The 20,736-nt window shown below is 68.9% G+C and carries 19 protein-coding genes; 9 read left to right on the forward strand and 10 right to left on the reverse strand.

Annotated features, from left to right (window positions below):
- Window positions 1–17 precede the first annotated feature (17 nt).
- Entirely contained in the window at window positions 18–1,064 is a 1,047-nt protein-coding gene (gene galE / locus ACSQ2B_RS06945; protein WP_436048508.1) for a UDP-glucose 4-epimerase GalE, read from the reverse strand.
- Between the two features lie 129 nt (window positions 1,065–1,193).
- On the opposite strand from galE, the gene ACSQ2B_RS06950 reads away from it, so the two are divergent.
- Both ACSQ2B_RS06950 and ACSQ2B_RS06955 read left to right on the forward strand, forming a co-directional pair.
- A complete protein-coding gene (locus ACSQ2B_RS06950; protein ID WP_436048510.1) occupies window positions 1,194–3,449 on the forward strand; it encodes a family 1 glycosylhydrolase in 2,256 nt (751 codons plus the stop codon).
- 92 nt (window positions 3,450–3,541) lie between these two features.
- Window positions 3,542–4,621: an LLM class flavin-dependent oxidoreductase gene (locus tag ACSQ2B_RS06955; RefSeq protein ID WP_436048512.1), complete on the forward strand. Its 1,080-nt coding sequence runs from the start codon at window positions 3,542–3,544 to the stop codon at window positions 4,619–4,621.
- Between the two features lie 9 nt (window positions 4,622–4,630).
- Here ACSQ2B_RS06955 and ACSQ2B_RS06960 read toward each other — a convergent pair whose 3' ends face one another.
- From ACSQ2B_RS06960 to ACSQ2B_RS06980, 5 genes are all read right to left on the reverse strand, one after another.
- Window positions 4,631–4,843 carry a hypothetical protein gene (locus ACSQ2B_RS06960; RefSeq protein WP_436048513.1) on the reverse strand — a complete coding sequence of 71 codons (213 nt, stop codon included), beginning with the start codon at window positions 4,841–4,843 and terminating at the stop codon, window positions 4,631–4,633.
- Between the two features lie 46 nt (window positions 4,844–4,889).
- Complete coding sequence (locus ACSQ2B_RS06965) at window positions 4,890–5,519, reverse strand: 2-dehydro-3-deoxy-6-phosphogalactonate aldolase (RefSeq protein WP_436048515.1); 630 nt, start codon at window positions 5,517–5,519, stop codon at window positions 4,890–4,892.
- The gene (locus ACSQ2B_RS06970; RefSeq protein WP_436048517.1) at window positions 5,516–6,433 is read right to left on the reverse strand and encodes a 2-dehydro-3-deoxygalactonokinase; all 918 of its coding nucleotides are present in this window, start codon (window positions 6,431–6,433) and stop codon (window positions 5,516–5,518) included. Before ACSQ2B_RS06970 ends, ACSQ2B_RS06965 begins: the two co-directional genes overlap by 4 nt.
- The gene (locus ACSQ2B_RS06975) at window positions 6,434–8,158 is read right to left on the reverse strand and encodes an IlvD/Edd family dehydratase (RefSeq protein ID WP_436048519.1); all 1,725 of its coding nucleotides are present in this window, start codon (window positions 8,156–8,158) and stop codon (window positions 6,434–6,436) included. It abuts the gene before it with no gap.
- Between the two features lie 90 nt (window positions 8,159–8,248).
- On the reverse strand, window positions 8,249–8,914 hold the full coding sequence (locus ACSQ2B_RS06980; protein WP_436048520.1) for a hypothetical protein: 666 nt from the start codon (window positions 8,912–8,914) through the stop codon (window positions 8,249–8,251).
- Between the two features lie 333 nt (window positions 8,915–9,247).
- On the opposite strand from ACSQ2B_RS06980, the gene ACSQ2B_RS06985 reads away from it, so the two are divergent.
- Window positions 9,248–9,868, forward strand: a complete 621-nt coding sequence (locus ACSQ2B_RS06985) for a cation transporter (RefSeq protein ID WP_436048522.1) — start codon at window positions 9,248–9,250, stop codon at window positions 9,866–9,868.
- On the opposite strand, the gene ACSQ2B_RS06990 is transcribed toward ACSQ2B_RS06985, so the two are convergent.
- Complete coding sequence (locus ACSQ2B_RS06990) at window positions 9,856–10,089, reverse strand: hypothetical protein (RefSeq protein ID WP_436048523.1); 234 nt, start codon at window positions 10,087–10,089, stop codon at window positions 9,856–9,858. The genes ACSQ2B_RS06985 and ACSQ2B_RS06990 overlap by 13 nt on opposite strands.
- A 178-nt stretch (window positions 10,090–10,267) precedes the next feature.
- Complete coding sequence (locus ACSQ2B_RS06995; protein ID WP_436048525.1) at window positions 10,268–10,936, reverse strand: alpha/beta hydrolase family protein; 669 nt, start codon at window positions 10,934–10,936, stop codon at window positions 10,268–10,270.
- A gap of 117 nt (window positions 10,937–11,053) precedes the next feature.
- Here ACSQ2B_RS06995 and ACSQ2B_RS07000 point away from each other — a divergent pair, with 117 nt between their 5' ends.
- Window positions 11,054–11,305, forward strand: coding sequence for a hypothetical protein (locus tag ACSQ2B_RS07000; RefSeq protein WP_436048527.1), 252 nt, complete (start codon window positions 11,054–11,056; stop codon window positions 11,303–11,305).
- A gap of 730 nt (window positions 11,306–12,035) precedes the next feature.
- On the forward strand, window positions 12,036–14,117 hold the full coding sequence (locus ACSQ2B_RS07005) for a TonB-dependent siderophore receptor (protein ID WP_436048529.1): 2,082 nt from the start codon (window positions 12,036–12,038) through the stop codon (window positions 14,115–14,117).
- 94 nt (window positions 14,118–14,211) lie between these two features.
- On the opposite strand, the gene ACSQ2B_RS07010 is transcribed toward ACSQ2B_RS07005, so the two are convergent.
- On the reverse strand, window positions 14,212–14,994 hold the full coding sequence (locus ACSQ2B_RS07010; RefSeq protein ID WP_436048530.1) for a hypothetical protein: 783 nt from the start codon (window positions 14,992–14,994) through the stop codon (window positions 14,212–14,214).
- A 568-nt stretch (window positions 14,995–15,562) separates the two neighbouring features.
- Between ACSQ2B_RS07010 and ACSQ2B_RS07015 the strand changes: the two genes are divergently transcribed.
- From ACSQ2B_RS07015 to ACSQ2B_RS07030, 4 genes are all read left to right on the forward strand, one after another.
- On the forward strand, window positions 15,563–15,802 hold the full coding sequence (locus tag ACSQ2B_RS07015; protein WP_436048531.1) for a hypothetical protein: 240 nt from the start codon (window positions 15,563–15,565) through the stop codon (window positions 15,800–15,802).
- Window positions 15,803–15,899: 97 nt separating this feature from the next.
- On the forward strand, window positions 15,900–17,222 hold the full coding sequence (locus ACSQ2B_RS07020) for a family 1 glycosylhydrolase (protein WP_436048533.1): 1,323 nt from the start codon (window positions 15,900–15,902) through the stop codon (window positions 17,220–17,222).
- A 43-nt stretch (window positions 17,223–17,265) separates the two neighbouring features.
- Window positions 17,266–18,351 (forward strand): aldose 1-epimerase, encoded by a 1,086-nt coding sequence (locus ACSQ2B_RS07025; RefSeq protein ID WP_436048534.1) that lies wholly within the window; start codon window positions 17,266–17,268, stop codon window positions 18,349–18,351.
- Between the two features lie 23 nt (window positions 18,352–18,374).
- The gene (locus tag ACSQ2B_RS07030; protein WP_436048536.1) at window positions 18,375–18,653 is read left to right on the forward strand and encodes a hypothetical protein; all 279 of its coding nucleotides are present in this window, start codon (window positions 18,375–18,377) and stop codon (window positions 18,651–18,653) included.
- 4 nt (window positions 18,654–18,657) lie between these two features.
- Here ACSQ2B_RS07030 and ACSQ2B_RS07035 read toward each other — a convergent pair whose 3' ends face one another.
- Window positions 18,658–20,736 carry a response regulator gene (locus ACSQ2B_RS07035; RefSeq protein WP_436048537.1) on the reverse strand — a complete coding sequence of 693 codons (2,079 nt, stop codon included), beginning with the start codon at window positions 20,734–20,736 and terminating at the stop codon, window positions 18,658–18,660.

The following is a 20,736-nucleotide window of genomic DNA, read 5'->3' on the forward strand; positions in this document are numbered from 1 at the left end:
CGTTCGCAGCCGATAGTTTAGCGAACCGGGACACTCGCCTTGCGTTTACCGCGCACACCAGCCCCGTAACTGGGCTGCGACTCCCATCTCAAGGCGTCGGCGACGATCTGATCGAGCGACGAGCGCGTCGCGCCCCAGCCCAGCAGTTCGCGGGCGCGGCCCGGGTTGGCGACCAGGCTCGGCGGGTCGCCGGCGCGCCGGGGGCCGATGCTGTGCGGCACCGGACGGCCGACCGCGCGGCCGACAGCTTCCACCACCTCGAGCACCGAAGCGCCCTGCCCCGTGCCCACGTTGGCGGCCTCGTAGGCGCCCGCCGGAAGATCAGCCTCGAGCGCCGCGACGTGGGCGTCGGCAAGGTCGCTGACGTGGATATAGTCGCGCAGGCAGGTGCCGTCCGGCGTGTCGAAGTCGGCGCCGAAGACGGTGAGCGGCTTGCCGTCGCCGAGTGCGGCGGCGATCGCCAGCGGAATCAGGTGGGTCTCCGGCTCGTGCGCCTCGCCGATCTGGCCCGAGGCGTCAGCGCCGGCGGCGTTGAAGTAGCGCAACGCCACTCCGGTCAGGCCGTAGGCGCGGCACTGGGCCTCGATCATCCATTCACAGGCGAGCTTGGTGTCGCCGTAGGGGCTGGCCGGCGCCTTGGGCGCGTTTTCCGGGATGGTCTCCAGCGCCCCGCGACCGCCCTGGCCATAGACCGCCGCGCTCGAGGAGAAGACCAGCCGGCCGACCCCGCGCTCGCGCATGGCGCCGAGCAGCGAGACCGTGCCCGCGACATTGTGCTCCCAGAACAGGTCGGGCTTGACCGTCGAACGGCCGACCTCGATCAGGCCGGCGAAGTGGATCACCGCCTTGACGTCGTGCTCGGCCATGGCGTCGCTGAGCGTGCGGGCGTCGCGAATATCGCCATGCACCAACGGCCCCCAGCGCACCGCCTCGCGGAAGCCGGAGCTGAGACTGTCATAGACCACGGGCAGATAGCCGCGATCGTAAAGTGCTTTTGCGGTGTGAGCGCCGATGAAGCCGGCCCCGCCGGTCACCAGCACGGCGGCTTTTGTTCCCCGATCCATGCCCCCTAATACAGCGGTACGCGTGTCGGTTCCATGGCGACGGTGGCGCTTGTCGCAACTTCGCCGGGCGTGGAACGTTTCGCGGCGCCGCGGCCTTAGGTCTCTGGATCCACGGGAAAGCCAGGCTTGATGCGCGCTTTGGAGCTGTGGGGCGGCCACGAGCAAACCGTGAACCGCGTCGGCGGCGCCTTCCACGATCAGACGGTCCGCTCCGGCCATGAACACCGAATTGAAGATCTCGACCGCTTCGCCGCGCTCGGGTTGAAGGCCCTGCGCTACCCTGTGCTCTGGGAGCGGGTGGCGCCCCACGCGCCCGACCAGTTCGACTGGGAATGGACCGACCTTCGCCTGGCGCGCATTCGCGAGCTTGGCATGCGGCCGATCGCCGGCCTGCTGCACCACGGCAGCGGCCCGCGCTACACCAGCCTGGTCGATCCGGCCTTCGCCCCGCTCTTCGCCCGCTACGCCCGCGCCGCCGCCGAACGCTATCCGTGGATCGACGACTGGACGCCGATCAACGAGCCCCTGACCACCGCCCGCTTCTCCGCCCTTTACGGCCACTGGTATCCGCACCTCGCCGACGAGCACATGTTCTGGGCCGCCCTGCTCAACCAGGTCGAGGGGGTGCAGCTGGCGATGGCGCAGATCCGCGCGGTCAATCCCGCCGCCCGCCTGTTGCAGACCGAGGACCTCGGCCGGTCCTATGCGACCCGCGCGGTCGCTCACCAAGCCGAGTTCGACAACGTCCGGCGCTGGATGACCTGGGACCTGCTGACCGGCCGCGTCACGCCGGGCCACCCGCTGTGGGCCAGGCTGGACAGTTTCGGCTTCGGCGACCGGCTGCGGGCCGTCGCCGACGCGCCCTGCCCGCCGGACGTGCTGGGCGTGAACCACTATCTGACCAGCGACCGCTTCCTCGATCACCGCGTGGAGCGCTACCCCCCGCACCGCGTCGGCGGCAACGCCTTCATGACCTACGCCGACGTGGAGGCCGTGCGCGTCGCCCTGCCCGCGCCCGGCGGGCTGGAGGGCGCGCTCGAAGAGGCCTGGGCCCGCTACGGCCTGCCGCTGGCGGTCACCGAAAGCCACAACGGCTGCACCCGCGAGGATCAGGTGCGCTGGATCCAGGAAGCCTGGGAGATCGCTGGGCGGCTGCGGGTCCGCGGCGTCGAGGTCCAGGCGATCACCGCCTGGGCCCTGCTCGGCGCCTTCGACTGGAACAGCCTGCTCACCCGCCACATCGGCCACTACGAGGTCGGCGCCTTCGATGTGCGACCCCCGGAGCCCAGGCCCACCGCCGTGGCCGGCGAGCTCGCCCGGATCGGATCAGGCTCGGGCGAGCGCCACCCGGGTTGCGATGGTCCCGGCTGGTGGCGACGCGACCTGCGCCTAGAATTCCAGCCGGTGTACCGCACCGTCGAGACGCCCGAACCGCGGGCCGAATGGAGCGCCGCGGCCGGTTCGCGCCGTCCGCTGCTGATCACCGGCGCGACCGGCACCCTCGGCAAGGCGCTCGCCCGGGCCTGCGAATGGCGCGGCCTCGCCTATCGCCTGACCCGTCGACACGAGCTGGACCTGTCCCATGAGGGGTCGATCGAGCGCGTGCTCGACGCCTGCGAGCCGTGGGCGGTGATCAACGCCGCCGGCTTCGTACGCGTAGACGACGCCGAGAACGAGGCCGGGGCCTGTATGGCGGCCAACGCCGAAGGGGCGGTGCGGCTGGCTCGCGCCTGCCGCGACCGCGGCCTGCCGAACGTCGCCTTCTCCAGCGACCTGGTGTTCAACGGCAGGCTGGACCGGCCCTACGTCGAGAGCGACCGCCCCGCGCCGCTCAACGTCTACGGTCTCAGCAAGGCCCGAGCCGAGCGGGATATCCTCGACCTCGGCGGACGCGCCCTGATGATCCGCACCGCAGCCTTCTTCTCTCCCTACGATCCGCACAACTTCGCCGCCTACCTGACCCGCACCCTGGCCGCCGGGGCGCCCTTCGAGGCGGCCGAGGACCTGATCGTTTCGCCGACCTATGTGCCCGACCTGGTGGATGCGACCCTCGACCTCCTGATCGACGGCGAGACCGGCGTGCGCCACCTGGCCAACCAGGGGGCGGTCTCCTGGGCGGAATTCGCCCGCCATGTCGCCGTGGCGCTGAACCTGGATACCGGCCTGGTGCGCAGCCGTCACCATGGCGAGTTCGACTGGGCCGCCCGCCGGCCGAGGTACGCCGCCCTGGCCACCGAGCGGGGGGAGGTCATGCCGCCGCTCGACACCGCCATCGCCCGCTACGCCGCCATCGTCGTCGAGGCCGAGTTCGCCCCGGAGGCCGAGGCCCTGGCGGAAGGCGCGCGCCCGAACCTCTTCGAGCGCGCCCGGCCGCGGGTGAGTTGACGCCGCCGCGCCTTGCGCCGTTCAGTTGCGAATGGAGACGGTTGCTGGCGCCGCAGAGACGGCGAAGCTCGGGGGGGGCGGAGATGCGGGCAGTGGAATTCTGGCGAGCGGGCGGGCACTCCACCACCATCGAGGCGGCGGTCGCCGCCGAGGCGGCCGGCTGGGACGGCCAGATGTTCATGGACTCCCAGTCGCTCAGTCCGGACCCCTACGTCCTGATGGGCGCCTGCGCCATGCGGACCGAGCGGCTCAAGCTGTGCACCGGCGTCACCAATCCCCTCACCCGTCACCTGGCGGTTACGGCGGCCAGCATCGCCGCCGTCCAGCTGGTGTCCGGCGGACGGGCGGCGCTCGGCATCGGCCGCGGCGACTCCGCCCTGGCCTATCTCGGGCGCGGTCCGGTCACGCTTGCGGCTTTCGAGCGGGCGCTCCACGACCTGCAAACCCTGCTGGGCGGCGGCCGCCTTGGCTTCGAGACCTCTCCCGAGGCGGACGCGCCATCCCTGGACTCGCTGTCGCTCGGCGACCGACCGAGCGACTTCGGCCTGAAGTGGCTCCCGGAACACCTGCCCAAGACGCCGCTCGACGTCGCCGCGACCGGGCCCAAGGTGATCGAGACGGCGGCGCCGATCGCCGAACAGCTGACCTTGAGCGTGGGCGCGGTTCCGGAGCGGATCCGCTGGGCGATCGATCTCGCCAGGGCGGCGCGCATCCGGCGCGGCCTCGAGCCGGACGCGGTCTCCTATGGCGCGCAGATCATCGTCATCTGCCATCGCGACCGCGAAACGGCGCTGGAGATGGCAGCCAGCGCGGCGGCCCCCCTCGCCCGGTTCCAGGTGATCCAGGGCGCGCCGGCAGGGCCCCTGAGCGCGGGCGATGCGGAGAACTTCGCTGCGCTCCGCACCGGCTATGACATGACCAAGCACGACAAGAGCATGGCGACCAACAAGCTCGTCGGCGCCTCGCTGACGCGGGACTTCGTCGACCGCTTCGCCATCGCCGGGCCGCCGGATCATTGCATCGAGCGCCTGCTGCAGCTGGTGCGTTGCGGCCTCGAACGACTGGTGTTCGTCGGTCCAGGCTTCTATCCGGACGGCGGCGACGGACGCCGCGAACTGTTCGCGAGCGAAGTCATGCCGGCCGTCCGCTCGGCCCTGCCGACATCGCCCTGACGTCGGCGATCAGCTCAGCGGCTTCTGGTAGACCGGCTCGTCGTCCTCGATCTCGAACTCATCGTCCTCGTTCTCCGAAAGGAGCTCGTCGAGGGCGTCGATGACTGCGTCGAACTGTTCCGGCGAAGCGGCGAAGTCGGTCGTCTGGCCGGCGTCGTCCACCAGGTGGAACACGAAGTCCTCTTCGCGCACGGTGACCGAGAACTTGATGAGCTGTCGCATGGGTTGTCCCTCCGTCCGATCCATAACCGCCAGCGGCGTGTTTCGTTCAGCGCAGGGCGCGCGCCGCAGCGACGACGCGCCGGGCCTTCTCGGCGGTCTCGTCCGGCGACTGGCCCGCGCGGTAGAGCTCGCCGCCGAGGCCGAAGGCGCGGGCGCCTGCCGACCACCAGTCGGCCATCTGCGCCGGGCCGACGCCGCCCACCGCCCAGACCACGGCCTCAGGCGGCAGCACGGCCTTGATCTGCTTGACGTGCGCCGGGCCGAAGCTGACCGCGGGAAAGAGCTTGAGATGGCGTGCGCCGGCGGCGATCGCCGCGAAGGCCTCGGTCGGCGTCGAGAAGCCGGGCGCCGGGTCAAGCTTCAGCTCGACGGCCCGGGCGATCACCTCGCGGGAGGTGTTGGGCGAGACGATGATCCGCCCGCCGACGGCGGCCACGTCATCGACGCCGGCCGCGGTCAGCACCGTGCCCGCGCCCACCACCATCCGCTCGCCCCAGGCCTCGGCCAGTTTGCGGATGCTGTGGAGCGGATCCGGAGAATTCAGCGGCACCTCCACCCCGCGGACGCCCGCGACGTAGAGGGCCTCGGCGTGGGCCAGGATCTCGTCCGGGCGCACGCCGCGGATGATGGCCACCACCGGGCATTCGGCCAGGGCGTCGTCGAGACCGAGGGTCATTGGCCGGTCGCCTTCCGATAGAGGGCGAAGAGGCCGGCGACGGCCGCCGCCTCTCCGTCAAAGGTTTCGCACGCCAGCCCCTGGGCCTGCAGGGCCTGACTGTAAAGGGCGCAGAGGCCGATGTCGCCGAGCACCGCGACCTTCGTCCCCGGCTCGACGCCCAGCAGCTTCGGCACGCTCGCCGCCTCCGCGCCGATCAGCAGGCCGGAGAGATAGGACGGCGTGGTCTCGGCCGCCTTGCCCCGGCCGACCACCCGCGCCCGGGCGGTGAACAGCCGCGCGGCGAGTGCGCCGCCGTCGCCGGCCGCGGCCAACCCCTCGGCGAAGGCGGCGGCGTCGTCGGGGGCGGCGTCGCTCTTCAGGACGCTGTGCTTGCGCAGGACGGCGAACAGCTCGCCGGTCATGGCGGTGATGAAATGGGTCAGCCGGCCGTCCTCGACGACCATCCATTTGGCGTGGGTCCCGGGATGGCAGACGACGTGGCGGCCGCGGGCGCGGTCGGGGTTGAGGGCCAGCCAGCCGAACAGCTGGGTCTCTTCGCCGCGCATCACGTCGCTTGCGCCGTCCAGGCCCTCGCCACGAACGCCGGGCGCGAGCCGCGCCCAGCCCTCGGCCGACGGCGGCGTGACCAGGCCGCGCGCCAGGTCCTGCAGGCTCACCGGACAATCGAGGTAGGGCGCGACCGTCCAACCGAGGTTGGAGCCGATCATGCCGCAAAGCACCGCCGGCAGCGCCAGGGCCTCCATGGCCGGCCGCACTTCAGATTGAAAACGGGCGGCCGCCTCGCCCGGCTGCAGCCGGGAGACTCCCAGCTCGAAGTCGCGGCTGGCCAGCACCTCGCCGCCGGCGTCCAGCGTCCAGGTTCGCAGGTTGGTCGTGCCCCAGTCGCAGGCGAGCACAGCGGCGTTTGGCATTCAGTGGGATTCCCGGGTGACGTCCGCGCTCGACTTGCCGACCAGGAAGTCCAAGTCAACGCCCTTGTCGGCCTGCAGGACGGTGTCGATGTAGAGCCTGTACCAGCCGCGGGTGAATTGCGAGGGCTCGCGGGCCGCGTTCCATTCGACGCGGCGCCGCGCGAGCTCGGCCGCGTCGACCACCAGCTCCAGCGACCGGTTCGGCCCGTCGAGCACGATCTCGTCTCCGGTCCGGACCAGGGCCAGCGGCCCGCCGGCCTCGGCCTCGGGCGAGACGTGCAGGATCACCGTGCCATAGGCCGTCCCGCTCATCCGGGCGTCGGAGATGCGAACCATGTCGCGCACGCCTTCGCGCAGCAGCTTGGGCGGCAGGGCCATGTTGCCGACCTCCGGCATGCCCGGATACCCCTTCGGGCCGCAGCCCTTCAGCACCAGGACGGATCTGGCGTCGACCTCCAGATCGGGATGGTCGATGCGGGCGTGGTAGTCCTCGATGGTCTCGAAGACCACCGCCCGGCCGCGGTGGGTGAGCAGGGCCGGCGTCGCCGCGCTCGGCTTGAGGATGGCGCCGTCCGGACAGAGGTTGCCGTGCAGCACCCAGACGCCGGACGACGGGCCGATCGGAGCCTCGCGCGTGCCGATCACATCGCGGATCCAGACCTGGGCGGCGTCGGCGATCTCGCCGATGGTCTGGCCGGACGCGGTCACGGCCTCGCGGCGCATCAGGGCGCCCAGCTCGTGCATCACCGCCGGCACGCCGCCGGCGTAGCAGAACTGCTCCATCAGATATTTGCCGGACGGCATCAGGTTGACCAGCAGCGGGACCTCCCGGCCGATCGTGTCGAAGTCGTGCAGGTCGAGCGGGACTCCAACCCGCCCAGCCAGGGCCAGCAGATGCACCACCGCATTGGTCGAGCCGCCGCAGGCCGCATGCATCAGGATACCGTTCTCAAAGGCTTCGCGCGTCAGGATCTGCGACAGCCGGACGTCCTGCTTCACCAGTTCGACGATGCGGGCGCCGGTCATGTGGGCCAGCGCCTTGCGGCGGGAATCCGCCCCCGGCAGCGAGCCGTTCATCGGCAGGCAGAGCCCCATGGCCTCGATCAGGGTGGAGATGGTCGAAGCCGTGCCCATGGTGTTGCAGACGCCGTTCGAACGGCTCATGCCGGCCTCGGCGCTGATGAACTCGGCCATGGTCATCTCGCCCGCCCGCACCATCTCCGAGAAGCGCCAGACGTCGGTGCCCGAGCCGATGGCGTGGCCGCGGAAGTCGCCGTTCAGCTGCGGACCGGAGGAGAGCACGATGCTCGGCAGATCGACGCTGGCCGCCCCCATCAGCTGGCCGGGCGTGGTCTTGTCGCAACCGCCCAGCAGCACCACCCCGTCGATCGGGTTGGCGCGGATGGATTCCTCCACCTCCATCGCCAGCAGGTTGCGGAACAGCATGGCCGTCGGCCGCATCTGGGTCTCGGGCAGCGACATGGCCGGGAATTCGATCGGCACGCCGCCGGCCTCCCAGACCCCGCGCTTCACGAACTCGGCGAGCTCGCGCAGGTGCACCTGGCAGGTGACCAGCTCCGACCAGGTGTTGCAGATGCCGATGATCGGCCGGCCGTCGAAGACGTGCTCGGGCAGGCCCGTGCCCTTGATCCAGCTACGGTGGATGAAGCCGTCGCGGTCGAGCTTCCCATAGCTTCGCTGGCTACGCAGCGGTTTGTCGGCCATGCGCAGGGCTCCCTTTGTCGCGATCGGCGAGGCCCTGCCTAAACCCGCATCGAAGGCGGGAAGTTCAGCCGCAGCAACCGGTCGCCCGGTTCACGGCGATGCGGCCTGAGGCGCCATCGGCGGCGGATCGGCGGGGTTCGTCTGCGGCTGCGGCGGGTCCAGCCATCGCAGCGCCATGAGCGGCGATCCCGCAGCCCCGCCGTCGATCTCTTCCTGGGCCCAGGCCTCCTCAGCCAGCCGGCCCCAGTCCGGCGCCAACCCTAAGTCCCGGCAGACCATCGCTACGATCTCGCTGACCGGCTTGGCCAAGAGGTCGCCGTAGATGTCGTCGTGGTCGAGCCGCTCATAGGCCTCGTCGGCCAGCCGGTCGACCTCGGCCTCGTCGCCGACCTCGGCCCGGATCAGCCGCTCGACGATGCGCTCCACGCGCGCCTTGCGCGCGGCCTCGCGCTGCTGGCGCGCCCGGCCGGCGTCGGCCTGTTCGCCGGCCCGCCTGCGGGCCGCGACCACGTCGATCTCCTGGAGGTCCTTCACCAGCCTGGACTGCAGGGCGACCGTCAGCCGCACGGCCCGCGAAACCCGCCCGTAGGCCAGGGCGAGGCCCTGCACCACCTTCACCGCCTCAGGCGAGCCCGCTTCGGGCGAGCCCGCCTCGACCGCCATCACCTGCCGCTCGACCGCCAGCGCAATATTGAGCCCCGCCTCGGCCAGCCGGCCCAGCAGCCCAAGCTGGCGCTCGATCAGACCACGCGCCACGCCCTCCGCCCCGGCGGGCGCCGGGCCGTCGCCTTGGCCTGGGAGGGTTGAGACTGTGGCGGGCATTTGAGAACAAAGTATGAACATTTAGGCCGATTTGTCAAGGCGCCGCTCCTGACCCGAGTGGCGATCTCGGCCAAACTTGCGCCAGGAGCGGACTCGGCGCTCGCTCCAGTTTCAGGACATTCGCGCCGGCGCTCTGACGGGCCCGAACGACCCATGGCGGACCTTTCAGCGGGTCCGCACTACACCTATCGTGGACGCATGGATGATTGCTGTTCGGCGAAGGGATGTGAGTTGGAGCGGCTAGCCGCCGACACGGCCCAACGTCGCGTGCTCGCGACGGTCCTTGTCCTCAACGCCCTGATGTTCATCGTCGAGTTCGGCGCAGGCCTGGTCGCCGGCTCGGCCGCCCTGATGGCGGACGCAGTCGACATGCTGGGCGACGCCTTCGTCTACGGTCTCAGCCTCTTCGCCCTCTCGCGCGGGTCGCGATGGAAAGCCGGCGCGGCGCTCGCAAAGGGCGGCTTCATCTTCCTATTTGGCCTGGGCGTGCTCGCCGAGATCGGGGTGAAGCTGGCGACGGGCGTCCCGCCATCCTCGCGGCTGATGCTTGTCATGGGGGCCTCCGCACTCGCCGTGAACCTCACCTGCCTTCGCCTGCTTTGGAGGTTCCGCCGGCAGGACGTGAACATGTCCAGCACTTTCGAGTGCTCCCGCAACGACGTAATCGCGAACCTCGGTGTGCTCGTTGCCGCTGGTGCAGTGGCTTGGTCGCACTCGACTTGGCCGGACATTCTGATCGCCGGTGGGATCGCGGCTCTGTTTCTGCGCTCGGCGGCCCGGGTCATCGCCTCCGCCTTGGCGGAGTTAAAGCGAGAAGAGCCGGAATTGCAGCCGGTTTCGCTAACCATCGTCCGTCGGGCTCGCGCCCAGACCGATCAGACACGCTGACGGCCGCCTGCCCGCAGCCGTCGCCATCGGGCCACCGCAACTAGGCCCCACACAGCTTCGACGATCCCGAACGGCCACGCCCCCTGCATGAAGCCGTAGGCCGAGCCGAGCCAGCAAGAGAGCGCAAAGCCCAGCACCCACCAGGAGGAGCGGCCCTCCAGCGCATAGCAGATCAACATGGCCGTGACGGCGAACAAGCCGAACGCGGTGAGGGTGCTCATCGCTCAGCTATTATCATCGTAGGGCGGCTAACACCCTCTCCTGCCGTTCTGAAGGTCCGCTGCTCGGGCCCAATGCCGCGTGCGCGGCCAGGTCCAAGTGGCGCCATCAACGGACTCTAGGACCGCTCCAGTTTGCAGACGTTCGCAGCAATGGACGCGCCTGGAGGGCCGCTCGCCGTCAGATGTCGATCATCCAGCCGGCGGCTTTAGCCAGGGCTTCGTCTAGAACCTCGGCATCCTTTCGCCCCGTCTTGGCCGGCACGTGGAAAGAATGGTCGGCGTCGCCGACGAGCTGGAGCGTCGCGCGCTCGCCAAGGCTGTCCACGACGTCTCGAAGAAGAGCGTGGTCCGCAAGAGCGTCCCTCGTCCCCTGGACGAACAGCATCGGGATGAAGACCTCCGCAAGATGGGCCGCTCGGTCGGAGGACGGCTTGCCGGCCGGATGGAGAGGAAAGCCGAAGAAGACCAGACCGCGGACGCCTTCAAGAGCCGATTGCGCTTGCGCCTGAGACGTCATGCGCCCGCCGAACGACTTGCCGCCGGCGAACAGCGGCAAGCCATGGGCCCGCCCACGCGCCGCGGACACAGCTGCGCGGATGGCGGCGTGAGCGACGGCGGGAGGATCGACCCGCTTGCGGCCAAGCTCCATGTACGGGAATTGAAAGCGCAGCGTGGCCACGCCGTGGGCGGCCAGCCCCTCGGCGATGGCGGACATGGTGCGGTGGCTCATGCCGGCGCCGGCGCCGTGGGCTAGGATAAGACAGGCGCGGGCCGCATCGGACGCGAGCCAGAGGCCGGAGACCGACGCACCCTCGCCGATCGGTATGGAGATGGCCTCGGCTGACATCGCCCGACCATAGCCGATCTCGTGCTTGTGGCGACCTGATCGGTGCGTCCGGCGTCTCGCCGACGCGCAGTAGAACCACAACGGAATCGAGCGTTAGGTTATCGGTGTGAGGCCGTGATGAGCGAAACCAAGGGCCCAGAGCAGGGATTGAACGTCCGGATCGCCGCACTCGAGGTGATCATACGCCGACTGGTTTCCGAAGGAGAACGGCGCTCGCCAGGCCTCGTGGATCGCCTCGCCGGCCACTACGACCTCAAGGCGCGGCCTAACATTGACCTGGATGCGTTCATCGGCGCTGTCGACGACCAGGTGAGCACTCTCCTGGCGCTTGCCAGGGCGGAGTCTCGGTCGCCCAGCGAAGGCGAATGACATCCGCCGAGCGCCATCAGCGATGGGGTGGACGCCCCCTGACGGCATCGAAGTGCCAGAGTGGAGGTGTTGAAGCACCACTCGAAGGAGGCGTCCGTGGGCGAGGTTACGACGATCGGGCTCGATCTCGAATTCGGTGACAGGTTATCCATTACAGTAAGAGAGGCTGCTCCGCGGACGGTGGCCTGGGCTTGCGTCCGGGTGCTCGACGCGCCAGCGGCCGGCCCAACCGTCGCTCCAGATCGGCGATGAAGTCGGGGGTCCCCAGCGGGCGACCGATGATCTCGGCAGGCCTGGGTGGCGTCGCGGAACGCAACCTCCGCGGTGTCGGACGTATCCAGCAGCAGCCTGGCGAGTCCTCCACCCGCTCCAGCACCGGGCGCACCGCGACCAGGCCGTCATCCTGTCCGACCAGATGCGCCGCAACGCTTGACCAGGGTCAGGCCCGCGCATCGCGCGCCGGACCGGCGCGCACCTCCCCCCTTCGGACGTCCGCTCTTCGAAGGTGCAGCGCCCCTAGTGAGGTCTGCGGCAGATAGGCCGGTTCGCCCCGCGCGTCGGAAGCTCACAGCCAAGCCATTCTTGCAATCGACTCGCATTTGCAATAATCGGCCCGATCGAGACGTGGGGCGGAGAGCGTTGAATGCCTGGAACACATCCTTCAGTCGTGGCGGGTCGACTCAAGTGGGTCCGCTCCACCTCCCTCCTCGCGCTTGTCGCAGCGACCGTCATGCCGATGGCTGAAGCGTCGGCGGAAGACTTGAAGCCCGAGAGCGAAGTGGAGGCCCTGGTGGTCTACGGGCGCGGCGCCACAGCGAATACGGCTGCGACCGGTCTCGCCCTTACGCCGCGGGAAACCCCGCAATCCCTCAGCGTCATCACGCGAGAGCAGATCCAGGATCAGGCCGCGTTCAGGGTGACCGACGTGCTCGCCTATACGACCGGCATTTCGGTCAAGGCCGTGGACCGGGGCCGCAACATGCTTTCGGCGCGGGGCTTCGAGATCACCAACTTCCAGATCGACGGCGTTCCGTTCGAACCCGGCAATATCGGGTTGGAGGAGACGAGCACGGCGATCTATGAGCGCGTGGAGGTCGTGCGCGGCGCGACCGGCCTGCTTCAAGGCGCCGGGGAGCCTTCGGCCTCCATCAGCCTGGTGCGCAAACATGCCGACGCTCGCGAATTCTCGGGCGAACTCAGCATCGAGGCCGGCTCCTGGAGCCATTTCTCCGGCACGGCGGACGTGAGCGCGCCGCTCACGAAAAGCGGGGCGGTTCGCGGGCGCTTCGTCGCCCAGGTCTATGACGACGGCTCCTTCGTCGACCTCGAGAGCTCGCAGGGCTTCACCTTGTACGGGGTGATCGACGCCGACCTCGGCGAGAACACGCGGCTCAGCGTCGGGGCCAGCCACCAGCGCGACGAACGCAGCGGCGTGCTGTGGGGACAACTCCCGTCCTTCTACAGCGACGGCACGCGCACCGACTGGCCGCGCTCACAGACGACCGCGGCGAAGTGGAACCAATGGGACACCACCGAACAGACGGCGTTCGTCACGCTCGAGCATTCCCTGGGCCGCCGTTGGACCGTCCGCGGCGACGTCAGCTATCACCGGCAGGACGAGGATTCGAAGCTGCTCTGGATGTGGGGCGATCTGGACAAGCAGGCGGGGGCCGGCATGAGCGCCTTGCCCTACTGGTACAATGCAGCGCCCGAGCAGTGGAACCTCAACCTCACGGTCAATGGCAAGTACGACCTCTTCGGCCGCGAACACGACCTGGTCGTGGGGGCGATGTACGACCGCCTGCTGTCCGGCTGGAGCAACCGCGATCCGGTCTCGGCCGTGCCCGACACGGAGAACTTCCACAACTGGGACGGCAGCTTCCCGGAGCCTCAATGGGGCGAGCGCTATGACACGTCCGGCGTCGGAACCACGAAGCAAAGCGCCATCTACGGGGCGACACGCTTGCAGATCCTGGATCAACTGAAGCTGATCGCGGGCGGCAGACTGAGCTCCTGGCGTCGCCATGAGGAGGTGTCGCAGTGGACGCCCCTAGCCTACACCATCAAGTACAACAACGAGTTCACGCCCTACGTCGGGTTGATCTACGACCTGACCGACACCCTGTCGGCCTATGCCAGCTATACGACCATCTTTGATCCGCAGACCGCCAAGGATCGGGAGGGCAAGTATCTCGCCCCGTTGAAGGGCAAGACCTATGAAACGGGGTTGAAGGCGGACCTGATGGACGGCCGCCTCAGGGCCTCGGGCGCCGTATTCCGCATCGAGCAAGACAATTTCGCGGTCGTCGACAAAGGCTATCTGGTCCCGGGCACCCTCGATCCGGCCTATCGCACCGCTCAGGGAACCGTTTCCGAGGGCTATGAGCTCGAGGTCGCGGGCAAGCTCCTGCCGACTTGGGACATCAGCGTCGGCTGGAGCCAGTTCGCGGCCAAGGACGGGGACGGCGTCAACGTTCAGGCCCACCATCCGCGGCGCGTGCTTCGTCTTTCCACCAAGTACGAACTGTCAGGCGCCCTGGACCTCCTCAGCGTGGGCGGGTCGCTGCGCTGGGAAAGCCGGCCGCCGCAGACGGCGGTCAACCCCCGAACGGGGCTGGCGGAAGCGGTCGGCCAGTCGGCCTATGTGCTGGTGAACCTGTTGGCGAATTACGACCTGACCGACCGGACCTCGATCCAACTCAACGTCAACAATCTGTTCGACAAGACCTACTACAGCAACAACGCCTGGTTCGCCGGCTTTGTGTACGGCGAGCCTCGCAATGCCCGCGTGACCTTGCGCTACGCCTTCTGACAAAGACAGCGGCCGTCGGCGTCGGCGGCGGCCACTCTCCGCAACAGCGCCCGGACGTCTCCGTCCGCCCCGCTCGTCTTCGAGCGCGAATAACCTAAATCTTCTGAGCGATGGCCAGGAGTTGCGGCATGCAGGTTTGACCCGCCGCCCTGATCATCGTCTTCAACATCTCGGCGTTGTTGGCGAACAGCTGTTCTTCGGTCGGCGGGTTGTCCGTCTTCTCAGGCTTCACCACGCACTTGCCCTTGGCGACGACCTTGCCGGTCGCGCCGTCGAGCACGCGAACCGTGACCCCGTAGGTCATCCGGTAATGCGTCCAGTTGGTAGGGTAGTAGACGACGTTCACCTGCGACTGGCCGGCGTCGAGTATGTAGCGCGCCTTCTCGATATTGCCGGCTGCCGGATCCTTGTGCGTGTCGTCCAGCAGTATCGGAGCGGCCACACCGCCGCCCCGCTCGGTGGCGAAGCTCATGGCGATCTCCGCGCTGATGGCGTCAGACAAATCCTCCAGCTTGAAGGCCTCGACTGTCTTCTTGCTCTGCGCGATCGCGGCGGCAGCGCCGAGTAGGCCCAAGGCGCCCTGGCTTGGGTGCAACATGATGAACCCGAGCGGCGCGCGGCGGACGGTGTAGGCGATCAATGGCGGCCCGGCTGGTACGGCAGCGGGCGGTGCGGCTTCGGCGACAGCTGGAGCATTTGGGGCGGGAGCCGTCGACGGCTCGGCAGGTGTGGGTTCGGCGGTTGGAGCGACGTCGGCCGTCACGGCGGCGGGTGCCTGTGTCTCGGTCTGCGCGGACGCCGATCCTTGCGCCCACGCGCTACCCTGCGCGGCGGCGAACACGCCGGCGGCGCAGACCAAACCCACTGCACGCTGCATCTGAATTTCCCCCGAATTCCCGTAAAGCGCTACTGAAAGGACCTAGAACGGTCAAGCTTCACACTGTGAGGTCGCGGCAGCGCCGGTCGGCGCGCCAGCCCCAACCGCCGCGCCCGCAGCCGCTATCGCCGCCAACCGACCAACCCAAGCGCGCCGGAGGCTACTAGAGGCCTCCGGCAATAACTGATTGGCGACGTGGGGCTTGGCCCTGAGAATGGCGATACCGGCAGGCCATCCAAAGTCCGACAACCACCGAGGCTGTCGTCTAATCGCGAAGCAGCTTAGGATTCTGACCGGAATTCCGTCACCGAATTCCGGACGTAATGAGGACCCAGCCGGGTCCGGAATTCTGCCGGCCTGTCGCCTTTTACTTTATCAAATCAGCCAAATGATGGGTGATCTCGCTACGGTTGTGGGACACTGGAACCACCGTATGAGGCGCCTGTGCGGTCGATGTGGCGGGAATGCATACAGATGGGGCTGCGACAACCTGACCAGTCCGTTCCGAATTCATTCAGGGTCAGGGGTCCAGTATCCTTCGATAGAGATTCGGGAGGGGATCCCCGCAATGACCTTGTCCAGCTATTCCGACGTGTTCTCGATCAGCCACGACCGCGCATACGCCGAGGATATTCAACCCGGCGACATGGTCCGCACCGGCCCGAACTTCTTCCCCCACTTCGAGGTGGTCGCCATCCATGGCGACAAGGCCTGGGTCCGCGACGTGCAGAACGGCGCCGACCACCTGGCCCTCCTGTCGCGCTGCCGCAAGATCAATGGCCAGCCGCTGGCGGACGCCGCGGAATAGGCGATCGCCGGTCGCAGACCGAGCGGCCGCGAATAGAGCGGTCCGGATGGTGAACCTTGGGCTAGGCCCGGAGTTTTAGGCGGTAGGGGCGCCCTGCGTGCGGGGCCAGTCCGGAGGACTCGCTATCTCCGCATTCATGTTCGCCACCGGCATCGAGAACAGCATACCCAAGATCAAGGGCGGTCGCGTCCGCGTGGATCAGATGGAGTCCTGCGGCCACTACCGGCACTGGCGCAAGGACTTCGACCTGGTGGAGGAGCTGGGGCTGCGCTTCTTGCGCTACGGTCCGCCGATCCACACCTCGCTGCTGGGTCCGGACCGCTACGACTGGGAATTCGCCGACGTCACCTTCGCCGACCTGAAACGCCGCGACATCGTGCCGATCGTCGACCTCTGCCACTTCGGCGTGCCCGACTTTCTCGGCGACTTCCAGAACCCGGACTTCCCGGAGATCTTCGCCCGCTATTCGGCCGCCTTCGCCCGGCGCTTTCCGTGGGTGCAGCTCTACACCCCGGTCAACGAGATGTTCATCTGCGCCCAGTTCTCGGCCAAGTACGGCTGGTGGAACGAAGAGGGCACGACGGACCAGACCTTCGTCACCGCCCTGAAGCACATCGTGAAGGCCAATGTGCGGGCGATGCAGGAAATCCTGAAGGTCCGCGCCGACGCAATCTTCATCCAGAGCGAGTCCTCGGAATATTTCCACGCGGAGAACCCGGCGGCGATCAAGCCGGCCGAGGTGGAGAACTCCAAGCGCTTCCTCTCCCTCGACCTGAACTACGGCCACCGGGTCGACTCGGAGATGTACGAGTACCTGATGGACAACGGCATGACCCGGGACGAGTACCACTTCTTCCTGGGCAACGCCCTGCACCACCACTGCATCCTGGGCAACGACTACTACTGGACCAACGAGCACCGGGTGTCGGCCGACGGCATGAGCCGCGCCTCGGGCGAGATCTTCGGATACTCGGAGATCACCCGGCAGTACTACGACCGCTACCGACTGCCGGTGATGCACACCGAAACCAACATCGCCGAGGGGGCGAACGGGGACGAGGCGGTCAACTGGCTCTGGAAGGAATGGGCCAACGTGCTGCGCGTGCGCAACGACGGCGTGCCGACCGTGGGCTTCACCTGGTACTCGCTGACCGACCAGATCGACTGGGACACCGGCCTTCGCGAGAACAATGGCCGGGTGCACCCGGTCGGCCTCTACGACCTCAACCGCGACATCCGCCCGGTCGGCCGCTCCTACAAGCAGCTGATCACCGACTGGGGCGAGGTGCTGCCGACCCAGAGCGTCTGCCTGAGCGTGCCGGTCATGCCGCCGTCGGAGTTCGATGGCGCGGGCGCGGAGCGCCAGCGTCACGACGCCAGCCGACGGCGCGAATTCGAGCTCGCCAACGAAGGCAGCTGAGGACCAGTCATGGTCGAGATCGGGGCATGATCGAGGTTAGGGGATGACCGAGCCTGTCGTCATCGGCGGGGCGCCGGTCGTTTCGCTCGAAGCCCGCGACCTGCCGGCCGAGGGCCCAGCCTTCGTCTCCGCCGAGGTGGCGCCCGGTCGCGGCTTCCTGCTGCTGCGCGCCCGACTGCGACTGGCCTCCGGTGAAATCGTCGACGGCGTCCAGGGCCCCGAGCCCGCCGAGGCGGCCCGCCTGCTGGACGGCGGACCGGAGGACTTCGCCGGCAACCGGGCCTTCAGCTTCGGCGGCGCCATCCTCGCCCCCTACGCCAACCGCATCCGCGGCCGCCACGTCACCGGCGCGCGCGAGATCGAAACGGAGATCGATGGCCACAGCGTGCGGCTGCCGCGCAACTGGGGCGGCAAGGCGCCGGGGGCTGCGCAGTACGCCATGCACGGCCTGATCCTCGACACGCCGGTGATCTGCGCCCAACCCTCGCCCGACCGGCTGACGGGCCATCTCGACGCCGGCGACTTCGGCGGACGCTGGCCGGCCCGCACCGCGATGCACCTGGAGTGGCGGCTCGCCGGCGGCAGGCTGGAGCTGGCGGTCACCGTGCGCAACACCGGCGCCGAGCCCCTGCCCTTCGCCCTGGGCTGGCATCCCTATTTCGCCCTGCCGAGCGGCCGGCGCGACCAGGCCCGCCTGCGCCTGGCGGCCGCCGCCCGGGTCGAGGTGGACGACTATGATCAGGTGCTGCCGACCGGACGGCTGCTCGAGACGGCCGGCACGCCCTACGACTTCGGCGCCGCGGACGGTCGGGCGCTGGGCGACCTCTATCTCGACGACTGCTTCACAGGCCTCGTTCGCCGGGACGGCCGCGTGGTCGTCGAGCTGATCGACCCGGCCGCCGGGATGGGCTTTCGCATCAGCTCCCCCACGGCGCAGGTGAAGGCGGTGCAGGTCTACGCCCCGCTCGACAAGGCGTTCGCCGCCATCGAGCCGCAGTTCAACCTGGCGGATCCCTACAGCGACATCTGGCCGGCAGGCCTCGACACCGGCATGGCCCGGCTCGCGCCGGGACGCAGCCTCACCTACGAGGTCCGGGCCGAACCCTTCATGGTTGTGGAACCCAAGTAACGCCTGTGGGTTGCGAGACTCGCATGGACCACGCCCCCAGATCCCGAGCGCCGGCCGCAGGCGCAGAGATCGTCGATTTCGACGAAGCCCGGCTCGACGCCTGCCCGACGGCCCAGCTCGCGGAGGTGATGGCCGAGGCGATCATGCTGGCGGACGCCTTCGGGCCGGAAGATCGCACGTTGCAGATCAGGCGCCTCGCCCGATCCCTGCAGTCCGGCGCCCGCGATTTTGAGACCGGCCGCGCCCGCGCCCGTCTCGTCGCCGCCGCCCTGCGCCGGCTGGCGCGGACGTCCGAGGGGTGAGCCCCTATTCCGCCGCCACCGAACCTGCCTTGGTCGACGCCGGGGTCGCGCCGGCGTCGAGCAGCTTTCGCAGCTTGGTCGACATGATCGAGGTCTCGTAGGGCTTGTCGAGCAACGGGAACTCCACGTCCGCGGTGACCGCGCCCTCGCCGATGAAGCCCGAGGTCAACAGGACCGCCATGCCCGGCCGCAGTTCGCGCGCGGTGCGCGCGAGGCTGACACCGCTGACGCCGCCGGGCATCACCACGTCGGTGAACAACAGGTCGAACGGCGCCGGCGAGCGCAGGATCACCAGCGCCTCGGCGGCGTTGGTCGCGCAGGTGACCTGGTAGCCAAGCCCGGTGAGCAGATCGTGGGTCAGCGACAGGACCGTGGGGTCATCCTCGACGAGCAGGATCTTCTCGCTGCCGCCGACGATCTCGATCTCGGGCGCCGCGGCGCGGACCTCCTGGGCCGCTTCGCCGGAATGCGGCAGGCGCAGACGGAAGGTCGAGCCCCGGCCGACCGCGCTGTCCAGCTGCACCTCGCCCTCGGACTGGCGGACGAAGCCATAGACCTGGGACAGGCCCAGGCCCGAGCCCTTGCCCACCTCCTTGGTGGTGAAGAAGGGTTCGAACACGCGGTCGCGCACCTCCGTCGCCATGCCGGCGCCCGTGTCCTCGACCTCGATCGTCACCCAGTCTCCCGTCGCGGTCGTCTCCCGCAAGGCCCGGATCGCCAGCACGCCGCCTTCCGGCATGGCGTCGCGGGCGTTGACCGCCAGATTCAGCAGGGCGGTCTCCAGCTGGGTGGGATCGACGTGCGAGCAGAGCGGCGAGTCCGGCAGCAAAAGCTCGACCGTCACCGCCTCGCCCACGGCCTGATGGATCAGCGGGGTGAAGTCGCGGATCAGAGCGCTCACGTCCAGGATGACGGGCGTGAGGTGCTGGCGGCGCGAGAAGGCCAGCAGCTGGCGGGTCAGGTCGCGGCCGCGCTCGGCGGCCTGGCGCACGGCGTCAATCCGGCGGGCGCGCCGCGCCTCGTCCTCGGCCTTGCGGGCCAGCATGTCGACATTGCCGAGCACGACGGTGAGCAGGTTGTTGAAGTCATGGGCCACCCCGCCGGTGAGCTGGCCGACCGCCTCCATCTTGCGCGCCTGGGTGAGCTGTTCCTCCAGCATCCGCCGATCGGTGGCGTCGAGCAGGACGCCGAAGATCTCCCGCGGCGCGCCGTCGAGGGCGGGCGCCAGCACGCCCTGGTCCTGGAACACCCGGTACTGGCCGTCCGCGCACAGCCAGCGGAACTCGCAGGCATAGCGGCCGGTCCGGGCCGCGCCCGCCAGCGCCTGGCGCACCTGTTCGACGTCTTCGGGGTGAACCCGGCTCAGGCCGAACTCCGCCTCCTGCAGGAAGCAGGCGGAGGGGAAGCCGGTGATCGCCTCGATCGCCTGGGAGACGAAATGGGTGGCGTAAGGCGGCTCCGCGGCACGGGAGGTGAAGACGACCGGCAGGGACTGTAGGATGGCCTCCTGCCGCGCTTCGGTCTGGCGCAGTGCGCGCTCCGTCAGCGCCGCCTCGGCCTTCACCCGGGCGTGCTCGTCGAGCAGCCACTGCTGGTAGGCGGACTGGCGCTTCACCTCCTCGGTCTTGAGGTAGAGATCGACCAGGACCGCGACCTTCGACTTCAGGATGAAGGGGTCGACCGGCTTGAACACCACGTCCACCGCCCCGGCCGAATAGGCCTGGAAGACATGCGCCTCGTCGCGGAAGATCGCGGTGAGGAAGACGATCGGCGTACGGCTGGTGCGCTTGCGCGAACGCACCAGCTCGGCGGTCTCGTAACCGTCCATGCCCGGCATGTGCAGGTCGAGCAGGATGACCGCGAACTCCTCGTCGAGCAGGCGGCGCAAGGCCTCCTCGCCGGAGCGCGCCACCACCAGGTCGTGGCCGAGCTCCTCCAGCGCCTGGACAGCGGCGAAGGCGTTGCGCTCGTCGTCGTCGACGATGAGGATCCGCGCCGTCAACGGCGTCGAGAGGTCGGGCGGAGCCGATCGCTCCGCCCGCCCTGAGCGCGTCAGACCGGGACCGGTGGACGCCGGCGTCAC

It is taken from the genome of Phenylobacterium sp. LjRoot225, assembly GCF_964252855.1.
Classification (GTDB): Bacteria; Pseudomonadota; Alphaproteobacteria; order Caulobacterales; family Caulobacteraceae; genus Phenylobacterium.